The organism is Sulfolobus sp. A20, assembly GCF_001719125.1.
Classification (GTDB): domain Archaea; phylum Thermoproteota; class Thermoprotei_A; order Sulfolobales; family Sulfolobaceae; genus Saccharolobus.
Window position 1 is genome coordinate 639,878 of the sequence record NZ_CP017006.1, and the last position, 12,009, is coordinate 651,886.

The following is a 12,009-nucleotide window of genomic DNA, read 5'->3' on the forward strand; positions in this document are numbered from 1 at the left end:
TCAAAGTAAATAATTATGGAGAGTGTTGTTAAAAGTGCTTTTAAAAAGGCTAAAGAAGTAGTGAATGATTCCGAAATTCACGTTTTTAGGGACTCTTATGGTGCTTATTATATGATAATCGTAAGGCAAGCTAGTTGTAAGGATAAGTCTAAGATCATTGATAAAATTTATGATGAGGTATATAAGATGATTGATCAAATAGATTTAACTATTTATATTTTTACTGAAGAGGCATATAAGATCTTTTTAGAAGAAAATAAGAAATATCTGGAAGAAGTAAAGATAAATTAAATTTTATTCAAGTTATCTTTAAGAATTTTTAGATTGTTATCGGCTGAGAAGAACACTGGGACGTCATGAGGTAAGGCTGATTTAAAGCTAACTAATAACCATTGCCCAGCTTCTAGCTCTAAAGTTTTATCTAGAAGTATATCACTAATCCCGAAAGTTTCTGCCAATAATTGCCTATCATATGGTCTAGGTAATGTACTGATAAAATATGTGTGAAGTTGTTGCAAAGCATTAGTATTTAAGTAAGCTAATCTTTGTGTGCTAATTAAAGCATGTAAGTGATATTTCCTACCATGTCTTAATAGTTTTTCAACGGCGTTACTGGATTCCTCACTCTTATCTTTCTGTTTAGTATCGTAAGGGATAAACTCTTGAGCCTCGTCAATTATAAATAACACTTTAGGATTATCTGAATACATTCTCTTTCTACGGTTATACACATGGTTTATCACACTCGCTACTAATTGTCTGCCTTCTTCCAAGTTGGGTAATTCTAGGATAAAAAGCCTAGGTGAATTTTCAGACGAATCAAGAATCTCTATCGATAGTTTTTCTACGTCGTAATCTTCTCTTTCTTCAACCCCTAATGATATATATGATTTAAGACCAGAAATAAAGATAAATAATGTAGAGTTCTCCTTTAAATGAGACTCCCTACCTAGAGTCTCTATCTCATCCAATAATTGGTTTAGACTATCATCAACTATATCATCTGCATTTAGTTTCCTATCTCTCATGAAATTGTCCAACTTACTAAGGAAAGTGTATAGTAAGGGTTTTTGGGATATTGCAGTATATTTATCCTCTATCTGCTTCTTTATGAAATCTATAATATCACCATAAGTTAAAAAGGAGAATCCTTGAGGTGGAATATACAATTGTCTAATTTTTTCTTTTTGATATAATATTTCTCCAGCTTTCCTAATTTTATCCCTAATATCAGTTATGTCATCTGGTATCACGTGGCTTCTTAAAAATCTCCTTCCCGCATCCGTTGCATTTAATGGAACTCTATCTAATGATATTAGCCTAGACTCCATCTCCATTAATTTATCCAAAAGTAAAATAGCGTATTCCATAGAGACATCAAATATTACAACCTTTGTATTAGGTGAAGTATCCAACACTCTTCTAACTATTAATGATGCCAAATTTGACTTACCAGATCCTGTGAATGCGAAAATTCCAATATGATATCGCATAGCCCTCTCTAGATCAATGTTAAGTCTGATGTCCTCATTGATCACATTTCCTAAACTAACTTTACTATTTGCACAAACAAATTTGCTATATGCATTAACGTTAAGTATCCTAACTGAACTTCCTAGAAGGGGGGGAAAATACCCCTTCTTAAAGGAGAGTTCGTTTTGGTTAATCTCTAGTATGTAACCTAAAGGATATGCAATTACATCAATCCACTTATGTTTATCTTCTACTTTCCAACTCTCTTCTACTCTCTTCATAATCTCGTTTCTTATTTCTCTAGGGACTGTCGAGTCTAAATTTATCATACCATAATGCATAGGAATTATCTCAGCAGTCTCAAGTATCAAATAAGTATCATCTTTTATCGTATTTACTGCCAATAATTTTCCTATTCCAAGTTTGTCCTTCATCGAGAAATCGAATTCAACGATATAATTTCTAAACGAGATCGTACCTCTTCCGTCCGATGTCTGCCTAGTTATTACTCTAGCCTCCCTTAACTTTCCTTCTGCATTTTCAAATATACTTTCCATCATTTCTCAATTTCTCCATTAAGCTTCTAAATTCTCTGTACCTAATATTATCTTCTAATTCAAGAAGCTTAAAACTATTGGATATTTTATTTCTATAGTACTTAACTAACTTATCAGCTAGGAATAACGGATAATTGTAACCTAAAGCCTCTGGTACCGGTTCCTTTCCGAAGATATAGAGAATGGAAAGAAGTTTCTCCAAATCATCTAGAAAAATGCTTGACTCTAAATAAAAAACCCAAGAGACGTCAAATAGCTTAAAGTATCCTTTAATTAAGTCATTTAACTTCTCTTTTATTGCTAGCCAAGGTGTTTCTCTAATACTATTTAAAGAAACTCTAGTTGGTATATCAAAATCTTTAACTATTCCTATAGCGTTTTTAGGTATTTCAATTCCAAGGGATCTATCATACGAGAGCTTCCTATCCAATAATATTATATTAGCTGGGTATTTAGTTGCGTTCAAGTACTCTAATTCCCTCATCTTAGATTCTCCTTCGCATTCACAGCTTTCATCATTAACTATTATGTCTTGAACAATAAAATCACCGTTTGTTAATATTTTGCCGGTGATAACTCCGATGATTACATGTGAAATTTTACCATCAACGGTGAAGGTTTCAGTATAGGTTCCATCTATTGCGCTAAAGGAGAGTTCATTATCTAGAAAGTAATTTTTCCCCGGGTTCATTCTTATTATTGTGATAAAATCACCATTAACGTTAATCGATGACATATTCATACCATCTATTAGAGCTTTAGAGGCTAAAAGGCTTAGGGAGCTACACATGAGTCAGACTAAAATAGCATACTTATTAGGAGTGAGCCAGCCTGCGGTAAAGCAGTATTTAGATGAAGATGAAAACGTCTATTATAAGAGGTTATTAAACTTAGGTTTAAGTAAAGAAGAGTTGGACGATTTCTTGGAAAAATTAACTCAATTACTATTAAACGGCGATTCAAAGCAAGTAATGGAGTACGTCTCATTAACTTTTCTTTCAAACTTAAGCAAGCTTAAGTTTTGTAAATTTCATAAGATGATCGATACAGAAATACCGAATGATTGCGAGATTTGTAGAAACTTTTACAAAGAGAACGAAGAAGAGCTGATACAGTTAGCCCTATCTATGCTTCAAAACGAGGCTGTAGGTCAATTAATACCACAGGTTTTAAGTAACTTGGCATTTGCTAAAAGTGATGCAAAAAATATAGATGACGTCATAGCTATACCAGGTAGAATAACTAAGATAAGAAATATTCCAACACCAGCCTCTAAACCGATGTGGGGAGGGAGTAAGCATTTAGCTAAGGTGCTATTGAACGTTATGAAGAATTTTCCAACAATTCGTTCAGTAATGAATATAAAATATGATGAAAAAGTAGAGAGAGTATTAAAAATTCTTAACTATAGCTATAAAAAAGTTGGACCCCAAGATCATGCTGATGACGATAAAATAGGTAATCTAATATCTTCAGCATATGACTCTTACGTAGATGTAATCATACACTTAGGTGGTAAAGGTTTAGAGCCTAATGCATATATATTTGGTAAGGACCCGTTAGATGTAGCGAAAAAAGTAATAAATATAGGAATTAAGTATACAGAAATCTCTTAAATCTGAAGGGCCAGAAATTATACTTCTTCAATACAGAAAGAATTGAAGGAACAAGGAACGGTCTAACTATAAACGTATCAAACAATATTGATACTCCTACACCAAATCCAATCTCGTTCAAGAATCTTATATCAGAGACTATTAAGGAAAAGAACGCCCCAGCTAAGATCAAACCACAAGCAGTGATAACTAAACCCGTACTTTCAACTGCTTTTACTATAGCGTCATCAAAATCATGATCTTTCATTTCCTCTAAAAGCCTTATTACTATAAACATGTCATAGTCTATGCCTAAACTGAAGAGAAGGGCAAATACTATCAATGGAGATAACCAATATGTAGAGGAGTATACTAAGGATAGTGTAAATACCCCAAATAAGGAACTTAAACCTATGGTTAATGCAAGTCTTAATGGTAATATTATTGATCCTAAGATTAGGAAAAGGTATACTATTATTAGAATTATTGTCAACGGAAGTGTAAATGAGAAATACGTTTTTACAGTATTATTCACTATATCAATCCTTTGAGCGTTTGAGCCACCTACAAGAAAACCCTCCTTTATAAGCTTAGAGGTAATGTTTATAGCTTGCTTACTAAAAACTGGGTATTTTAGATATACTATTAATAATGTGTAATTATCCTTATAGAACTCGTTTATTAGGTGAGTGTCATTAGTTATCATCATCTTTCCTAAGGAGATTGGACCGTAAACTAGATTACCTTGAGATATTAAATTATTAGTTAAATTATATATTAAAGGATACTCTTTTGAAAAGTTACCATGTATTAGAACGTAATCAATACTATAATCATACATATTTTCAAGGATCTTAGTCCCTAATAATGAACTTGCACTTGAAGGAACAATCTCATTAACATTTACGTTAGTGTGAACATAAGACGTGTAATAGAATATTAGGGCAATCATGGATAAAATTATTATAAAAACTATAATTTTATTGTGCCTTATGGATAATTTCGATAGAGAAGATAAGTATTTTTGTCTTATATCATTAGGGCTAGGAATCTCTTTTCGAGGAAAGCTCAAGAATCTTGGAGAAATAACCAGCAATAACATGTAGGTGAAAAACACAGCTGGTATTAACGAAGATACAGCTGAGATGACTAGTGCAGCTCCTATATTTCTCAACAAGTCAGAGGGGGAAAACATGAAACTGGAGAAGCCAAGCACGATACTAATACCGCTAATTAGTATGCCTTTAGTAGACATTCTGAAAGATTTGCTAAGAGGATCTAATGATTTGTTTGCAAGTTCCTCAAAATATCTATAAATAAACAATATTCCATAGTCTACACTTAGTCCAAAAACTATGGGTGGAGCAACTAGTCCAGATATATAGTATATTTTATAGCCAAACAAAGTAGCTAAATACATTGCAGCGTATGTTAAAACTAGTCCTACACCAGCTGTACTGACCAGTATTACAATGGGGACAAGAGACCTAATAAGTAAAATAAGTAATATGACAACTAGGATAACAGTAGTAATATCAATAATTTCAATATCGTTTTGAGTATAATAGGCTGATTGGGCATAATAGGCTAAATGTCCAACAACGTACGAATTATTTAATGATTTTATGAATTGATTTATTGCAGTTAAACTTTCATTATTAGGAACTTCTATAATGAATAGCCAGTAATCTCCTTTGTGAAAATAGTTAGTGACATTTTGAGTTTCATTTAATAAGCTATTAACAATAGTAATATTGCTTGAATACGTTAAGTTTGATAGTGGAGAAGATAAGTTTAGGTAGTGGATTATAGTAGAGTAGTTGCTCAATTTAACTAAAAATTCAAACGCTAATGTATAATTTGTATAATTGTTAAATCCAAAGTAGAAAAGAAAGGGATTTCTGAAAGTTAAGTAACCTGCATATCTAGCTCTCTCCAATAAAGATCCATTTACTTTATCGAAGTTTATCTTGTACTCTGGGCAAATATTATTACTGAAATTATGCAAGGGCAACCAAAACGTTACGTTAAGCTCATATTCAAAATATTGAAAATGTGTAATATAGAATAGCTTTAGTTTAGTTAAGTTCTGGTAAAGAGTCGTTAATAAATTATCATTCTTTAATATACTTTCATTTGCCCCAAGATAACTAATGTATTCATTCTCTAGTATTTTAGAGTAATTGAAAGGAGTTATAATAATTGAGTCGTTAAGCAGATATATATATCGATAAATTTCGTCAATAGAGTAGTTGTATGTGCCATTTATTATAACGTATAGATAATCTTTGTCCCCTATGTTAAAGTATTTCATTAGAATATTTTGAGCTTTAACGCTCTGTAGACTATTGGATAAGAAAGGTGAGTCGCTATAAATGAGAAGAGAAGGTGTTTTTATAGCTAATGGTAAGGTTATAGAAAGGAGAATAAGCCACAATATCAGCAATAGTGCACCTTTCTTCACATTTTCACGTATTCTGTATGAGTAATAAAGATTGTGGAAATACCAATTTTAAATAAGAAACCATTTTTTAGAGGATAGGATTGAATAAAAAGTATGGGAAGTATAATAGAAGTTTTAAAATTAATGGAACAAATTGAAAATATTATAAAGAACTATGATCCCAGGTCTGAAGATAAGGAGATCTTAGAGAAAGTACTAGCTAAAAATATGGAACTTAACGCAGAAATTTACACAAAGTATTTAAAAGTATAAATTACACTATTACATTTTTGTGAGGTTTGAAGTAGCAATTGATAGCGTTAGGGGGATTGGAAAGAGGTACTTAAGTAATGAAGGTCACATAGTTGAAATTGATAGCTCCTTAGAGGCGGAGCTAAACTCCATAGGAATTTCAGCTAAGCTATTTATTGAGGGAATATTAGAATTCATTTCAGAGAAGTCTTCAACATACTCTTTTTTCATTCCCTCTAAAGCATTAAGTGGAGAGTGTAGTAATGTTTTAGACATATTTGAACTTTGGGTAACATTTCCTAACGAGTCCTATCAGAAATTTCTTGTAGTAATAATTAATATAGAAGGTAATGCTCAAATCTTTTTACTCAAACCTGAATTGTATAAGGACTTATCTGAGGATATTTTGTCAAATCTCGCTAACAAATATAAATGCCTAGATATAATAATGCCCTTTATCTACCGTTTCGTAGTCTTTGATACATTCAACGCCTTCAAAAGGGTATTTGATACAACATTTGAAGGAGTTATTGATATACATGGGGAAAAATACTTGACGACGATTAGCAATAGTAAAAAAGCGCTGATGTGGAAAATAGATAGTACTAATGTAAGATATGTGAGCAATAATTTAATACCTATAGAGTTACTAAGATTATTAGGATGAAATTATGTCATGGAATTACAGGTACTTAGAATGGAGATTTAATAATTTAAGCGAGGCCGTAGCATTTTTACTAGCTTCATTATCGTTAGCAGTGGCTTTCATACCTTTTTATAATCCTTATGCAATAGTATCCAATCCGATTCAAAATATAATAATACCTTACGTTGTAGCATTGTTAGCCGTAATACCTCATGAAATAGGGCATAGGCAAATGGCTAGAAGATATAATTGCTATTCTAGGTTTGCGTTAAGCTTTGCAGGTTTCTGGACTACATTATTATTCAATCTTGTAGGGAGCTTCCTTCACTTTTTAGTATTCTTTTCTGGCTATACAGCAATATCTTGCGGATTTAGAAGTTCTACGGAAATCGAAGGGAAAACAGCTATGGCAGGTCCTTTAACTAATATCATCCTAGGATTTATAGGGCTTATAGGAAGTTTATTTTTGCCTCCATTTAGTTTAATAGGAATCTTCTTTGCTGAACTGGCTTCGTTTAATTTCTGGGTAGCGTTCTTTAACCTACTTCCCTTCTGGGTACTAGACGGGTTAAAAATATTTAGATGGAATGTCATCATTTGGGGCATTCTAATATTAATTGCATTCGTGATAACATTTTTTGTAGTCATATAAGTAATGCAATACAAACTTGGAAAAAAGCGGTGACGGGAATGAATGTTAAAGACATTTTTACGACTCCATCCTTTTTATTAATGCTATTAATATTTATTGGTTTCGCTATCGGTTTTACAATATCTCTAATAAATACAAATTATCTATATTATATAGAACAACTGAATTATTTGGTGATTCATGGTTATTATTATGAGTTAATCACATCAATTTTCGTAACAAGTAGTGTTGTTGACTTTGTATTTAATTTTTTATCAATGTATATAATATATTTGATCTTCGGATCAAGAGCTAAGAGAAATGAATACGGAATTTTTCTCTTCTCAGGAATATTAGGCAATATATTTACTGTGTTTTTTTATGGTCCATTTACCTTGTCTTCAGGTGCTTCAGGGGGAATTTTTGGTATATTAGCTTATTACACGTTTTATGACTTTATAAGCGGGGGAAATTTGGGAGTTTATGGGTTAATATTTCTAATAGCGGTTTTCGGTATCAGTGACATTTTCTTTCCTAATGTAAACGTTTACGCTCACGTTGGCGGTATTATAGGAGGTATTATATATGCTGCTGGTTATTATCTTTTAAAGCATTCTAGGAAAGTTAATTAACATGATATTAGTTGAGGAGATCTTATTAATAATAGGCTTCGTTATGTTGCCTTACGGTATATACGAAATCATAAAGAGCGAAGCGGATAAGACAGTTAAGATGATATTATTAGGTGTTTCAGTAGGCTTATTTATCTTAGAAACTATCATATCATTGACTTAAATGATAATGCTAATAACCGGAACCCCTGGTGTAGGAAAGAGCTTAGTCTCCTCAAAGCTTAGAGAAATTTTTAAATGTGAATATTTAAATGTATCGCGATTTGTAGTAGAGAGAAAATTATATACTGAATTTGATGAGATTAGTCAAAGTTATGTTATAGATGAGGAAAAAGTTAAGGAAGAACTCAGAAAGTTTTTGGAAAAGCAGACTAATGTAATAATTGAGACTATTTATCCATCGTTAATTCCTAAAGCTGATCTAGTAGTAGTCTTAAGGAGAAATCCCTTAAAGTTATACAGAGAGTTAAAGGATAGGGGTTGGAGTGAGCTAAAAATAGCGGAGAACGTGGAAGCTGAGATATTAGGAGTTACAGCAGAAGAGGCAAAACAGAATTTCGAAAACGTATGTGAAATAGATACGACAAATAATAACGTAGAACAAATTGTAAATAAAATTATAAATAAAGTCTGTGATAGGGACGTAGATTGGCTAAATAATTCTGAAGTGCAAGATCTTTTAATAAATTTAGATAATATTATTAGCTCCCACGAGAATAATATCTAGATGAGTGATAACCCATTTAGAATTCAAAGCCCTCAACCGCAGAGACAGCCAAGAGATTTGAGGAAAGCGGCCCCTCAAGTTCAAGCAGCTGATTTAAAAGTACAAATGAAATTAAAAAGCATAAAATACAAGATTGGCGTAGTTAGTGGTAAAGGTGGTGTGGGAAAATCTTTTGTTTCCTCTAATTTAGCCATGGCATTGGCAGCAAGTGGTAGAAAAGTTGGAATAGTTGATGTAGATTTTCACGGTCCCTCAGTTCCTAAAATGTTAGGTGTTAGGGGACAGATGTTAACGGCTGATGATAAAGGTATTAACCCAGTAATAGGACCATTTGGAATAAAAGTCGTATCGATAGATTTTCTCTTACCTAGAGATGACACTCCAGTAGTGTGGAGGGGCGCAATAAAACATACCGCAATAAAGCAATTTTTAGGTGATGTTAATTGGGGAGAATTAGATTATTTAATAATCGATATGCCTCCCGGAACTGGAGATGAGGCACTCTCTGTAGCACAACTGGTCACTGGCTTGACTGGTTTTATAATTGTTACAATACCATCTGAGGTCTCAACACTTGCAGTGAGAAAATCAATAAATTTTGCTAGAACTGTCAATAGTAAAATTTTAGGAGTAATTGAAAATATGAGCCATTTCGTTTGTCCTTCTGATGGTAAACGTTATTATATATTTGGAGAAGGGAAGGGTAAGAAGATGGCTGAGGAAATGGGTGTAGATCTATTAGGGCAAATACCATTAGATCCAGTTATTGCCGAGGCAAACGATCTAGGTGAGCCTTTCTTCTTAAAGTACCCCGATTCTCCAGCCTCTAAAGAGTTCTTAAGCGTTGCTGATAAACTAATTAAGATACTCGAACATAATAATAATTCTTAAGCGTTTTTAAGCCTAAAATAGAATTTTTTCTCCTCATAAACTGGATACTTCTCCACTACCCCTTCTCTGACAAGTTCAGCCAAAGCACTTCTAAATTCGATTAAATTTATTCCTTCATTTATTAGCTCGTCTCTTAACTGCGTAGATGTCATATCACCCTTTGACAATAATTCCAAAATCTTCTTCTTTAACACTTCTCTAGACATAATACTATGATTGTATATTCAAATAAAAATTTAAGGGACCTTGAAGGAAAAATTTAAAAATAAAAATATATTAAATAAAGATTGGTGAAAGTTTAATGAGTATTGAAATTAGCGAAAAAAGTTTTTTATTGAGAAGATTCTTGATGGTAGCTTATGCTCTGTCAGAAGCTGATATAGAAGTTTTCATGAAGATAATAAGAAGCACCGACGGAAAGAATGTCGACGATATAGCAGGAGAATTAGGAATAAGTAAAAGCAGGGCAAGTTTAATATTGAAAAAACTCTCTGATGTTGGATTAATAGAAAAAGAGAAAAGTAATGTTAGCAGAGGCGGAAGACCTAAGTATATGTATCGTGTAAACAAAGACGAAATAAGGAATAAGCTGAGTAAAAAAGCTGAAGAGGTTTGCAAAGATTTACAGTCCATTATATCTTCTTTGTAAATATTCTTTTAAATAAGGAGTAGATTGAATTTTTTCTTTTGTTAAGAATTCTATATACAGACCTCTTGGTTTTTCTCTCCTTCTATTGACTCTTATAATTGTTGTAGGAGTTGCAATTATATCTACTGGTACGTCAAAAGGCTCTATCGGTATTTCCTTCACTATTTGAATATCGTGTACAGTAGTAGCAATTGGTGTGTTTTCACCTACTTTTCCAAGCTCTCTTAGAATAGCAAACTCAAGCTCACTATATCCCTCTCCTTTCCCTACCCTATCTCCGCTTAGTGTAACTGCTACAGAACCCACTACTACTAAATCTATTTTATCTAGTTCTTCTATGTTAACCTTTATTCCATATTTACTAAATCCACTAATCCTAGAAGCCTCCGAGTAATTAGATATGCGCTTAGGGTCGAGTAAATAAAAATCTCCTCTTAGTCTAGGCGTAGGAACTAGTACCTTTTTACCCATCCTTAACGCAAATTCCCTCACTTTATACTGTGGAGAGTCAGGGTTTACCTTAATGATCTCAGCTTTTTTAAATTCTTCAGTCTCAGCCAATTTTTTTGCAGCAATTTCAGCACCTTTAAAATTAGGTATCCTCCCGAAAACTGGTCTCGGAAATGAAGCTATATTAGTCTCCTCCAATTTTTTCCAAACTAAATTCCTTATATCTTGCTTAGATAACATGAATAATTCCCTCATATATAAGATATATCCCAAATACTAATAATATTGAAGATGATATAATTTTTACATATTTTATGTACTTTAATCCTACTAAGTTTATCAGTCGAGGAAAACTAAATATCCAAATTACTATTCCCAAAAAGAATCCAGGTATTATTGAGATGGATAAAGATCTTATCATGGAAATCCCAACTGTGACCCACCAACTTATCTGATAAGGATTTGATAATCCCATTAACAATCCAATGAAATAGTTTCCCCTTACTGAACTGGAAGGCATTTTAGATCTTAGAGTAGCGTACGAAAGATATAGCATAAACGCTCCACCTATTAAATACAGTGGCATTAACACATAATTCGGGATAAAACCTTGAATAAAGAATACTATCCAAAAGAAGATGAAGTCGGCAGTCATAGCACCCGCTCCAACACTACTCCCATGAAGCCATGATTTAGTAGCTTCGTTAGCTATCATAGCGTTAACTGGACCAGGCGGAGCAGCCATGGATAAGCCCAATACTATGCCAAGCCCTAAGTATACAAGCAAGTCCATTAAAAATCATTAATTCAAGACAACTATAAATCTTGTTAGCTTGTATTATAAGTAATAATTGATAAGTATTTACGTATATACTCTCTGCTATAATAAATAAATCTCACTAAAATTTTACAGTTGAACTCGTCTGATTGCTTTATAAGTCTTTAACAAATGATACTATAACAAACTTATTTAATGTTATCTATTTTTCCTAAGAGTTTTCTATTAAATATGATATTCATGTAGAATTAAGTAGTAATATTAAAGGCGGATTTTGGAAAAGAT

General features: G+C 32.6%; 16 protein-coding genes. 10 read left to right on the plus strand and 6 right to left on the minus strand.

Features of this window, described 5'->3' with window-relative positions; translation table 11 throughout:
• Positions 1 to 15: 15 nt before the first annotated feature.
• Positions 16 to 291, plus strand: coding sequence for a hypothetical protein (locus BFU36_RS03465; RefSeq protein ID WP_069282287.1), 276 nt, complete (start codon positions 16 to 18; stop codon positions 289 to 291).
• Here the strand turns inward: BFU36_RS03465 and BFU36_RS03470 are convergent.
• Together BFU36_RS03470 and BFU36_RS03475 are read right to left on the minus strand one after the other, a co-directional pair.
• Positions 288 to 2,033 carry an ATP-binding protein gene (locus BFU36_RS03470; protein ID WP_069282288.1) on the minus strand — a complete coding sequence of 582 codons (1,746 nt, stop codon included), beginning with the start codon at positions 2,031 to 2,033 and terminating at the stop codon, positions 288 to 290. The genes BFU36_RS03465 and BFU36_RS03470 overlap by 4 nt on opposite strands.
• Positions 2,014 to 2,766 carry a DNA double-strand break repair nuclease NurA gene (locus BFU36_RS03475; protein ID WP_231961226.1) on the minus strand — a complete coding sequence of 251 codons (753 nt, stop codon included), beginning with the start codon at positions 2,764 to 2,766 and terminating at the stop codon, positions 2,014 to 2,016. Before BFU36_RS03475 ends, BFU36_RS03470 begins: the two co-directional genes overlap by 20 nt.
• Between BFU36_RS03475 and BFU36_RS03480 the strand changes: the two genes are divergently transcribed.
• A complete protein-coding gene (locus BFU36_RS03480; protein WP_069282290.1) occupies positions 2,732 to 3,646 on the plus strand; it encodes a thiamine-phosphate synthase family protein in 915 nt (304 codons plus the stop codon). The genes BFU36_RS03475 and BFU36_RS03480 overlap by 35 nt on opposite strands.
• Here the strand turns inward: BFU36_RS03480 and BFU36_RS03485 are convergent.
• Complete coding sequence (locus tag BFU36_RS03485) at positions 3,624 to 6,089, minus strand: MMPL family transporter (RefSeq protein WP_231961227.1); 2,466 nt, start codon at positions 6,087 to 6,089, stop codon at positions 3,624 to 3,626. The genes BFU36_RS03480 and BFU36_RS03485 overlap by 23 nt on opposite strands.
• A 93-nt stretch (positions 6,090 to 6,182) precedes the next feature.
• Here BFU36_RS03485 and BFU36_RS14050 point away from each other — a divergent pair, with 93 nt between their 5' ends.
• Genes BFU36_RS14050 through BFU36_RS03510 form a run of 7 tightly spaced genes read left to right on the plus strand, consistent with a single transcriptional unit; the run spans position 6,183 to position 9,847 of the window.
• The gene (locus tag BFU36_RS14050) at positions 6,183 to 6,341 is read left to right on the plus strand and encodes a hypothetical protein (protein WP_185957828.1); all 159 of its coding nucleotides are present in this window, start codon (positions 6,183 to 6,185) and stop codon (positions 6,339 to 6,341) included.
• Between the two features lie 19 nt (positions 6,342 to 6,360).
• Complete coding sequence (locus BFU36_RS03490) at positions 6,361 to 6,987, plus strand: hypothetical protein (RefSeq protein WP_069282291.1); 627 nt, start codon at positions 6,361 to 6,363, stop codon at positions 6,985 to 6,987.
• A 4-nt stretch (positions 6,988 to 6,991) separates the two neighbouring features.
• On the plus strand, positions 6,992 to 7,618 hold the full coding sequence (locus tag BFU36_RS03495; protein ID WP_069282292.1) for a peptidase M50: 627 nt from the start codon (positions 6,992 to 6,994) through the stop codon (positions 7,616 to 7,618).
• Positions 7,549 to 8,229: a rhomboid family intramembrane serine protease gene (locus BFU36_RS03500; protein ID WP_409349229.1), complete on the plus strand. Its 681-nt coding sequence runs from the start codon at positions 7,549 to 7,551 to the stop codon at positions 8,227 to 8,229. Before BFU36_RS03495 ends, BFU36_RS03500 begins: the two co-directional genes overlap by 70 nt.
• A gap of 1 nt (position 8,230) precedes the next feature.
• The gene (locus BFU36_RS14055; protein WP_185957827.1) at positions 8,231 to 8,392 is read left to right on the plus strand and encodes a hypothetical protein; all 162 of its coding nucleotides are present in this window, start codon (positions 8,231 to 8,233) and stop codon (positions 8,390 to 8,392) included.
• Entirely contained in the window at positions 8,393 to 8,956 is a 564-nt protein-coding gene (locus BFU36_RS03505; RefSeq protein ID WP_069282294.1) for an adenylate kinase family protein, read from the plus strand.
• A complete protein-coding gene (locus BFU36_RS03510) occupies positions 8,957 to 9,847 on the plus strand; it encodes an Mrp/NBP35 family ATP-binding protein (RefSeq protein WP_069282295.1) in 891 nt (296 codons plus the stop codon).
• Here BFU36_RS03510 and BFU36_RS03515 read toward each other — a convergent pair.
• Positions 9,844 to 10,053, minus strand: coding sequence for a hypothetical protein (locus tag BFU36_RS03515; RefSeq protein WP_069282296.1), 210 nt, complete (start codon positions 10,051 to 10,053; stop codon positions 9,844 to 9,846). The two genes, BFU36_RS03510 and BFU36_RS03515, sit on opposite strands and share 4 nt — an antisense overlap.
• 95 nt (positions 10,054 to 10,148) lie before the next feature.
• Here BFU36_RS03515 and BFU36_RS03520 point away from each other — a divergent pair, with 95 nt between their 5' ends.
• Positions 10,149 to 10,496 (plus strand): helix-turn-helix domain-containing protein, encoded by a 348-nt coding sequence (locus tag BFU36_RS03520; RefSeq protein ID WP_069282297.1) that lies wholly within the window; start codon positions 10,149 to 10,151, stop codon positions 10,494 to 10,496.
• On the opposite strand, the gene BFU36_RS03525 is transcribed toward BFU36_RS03520, so the two are convergent.
• Together BFU36_RS03525 and BFU36_RS03530 are read right to left on the minus strand one after the other, a co-directional pair.
• Complete coding sequence (locus tag BFU36_RS03525; RefSeq protein ID WP_069282298.1) at positions 10,470 to 11,186, minus strand: 5-formyltetrahydrofolate cyclo-ligase; 717 nt, start codon at positions 11,184 to 11,186, stop codon at positions 10,470 to 10,472. The two genes, BFU36_RS03520 and BFU36_RS03525, sit on opposite strands and share 27 nt — an antisense overlap.
• Complete coding sequence (locus BFU36_RS03530) at positions 11,176 to 11,739, minus strand: LysE family transporter (RefSeq protein WP_069282299.1); 564 nt, start codon at positions 11,737 to 11,739, stop codon at positions 11,176 to 11,178. The genes BFU36_RS03525 and BFU36_RS03530 overlap by 11 nt, the downstream gene beginning before the upstream one ends.
• Positions 11,740 to 12,009 lie beyond the last annotated feature (270 nt).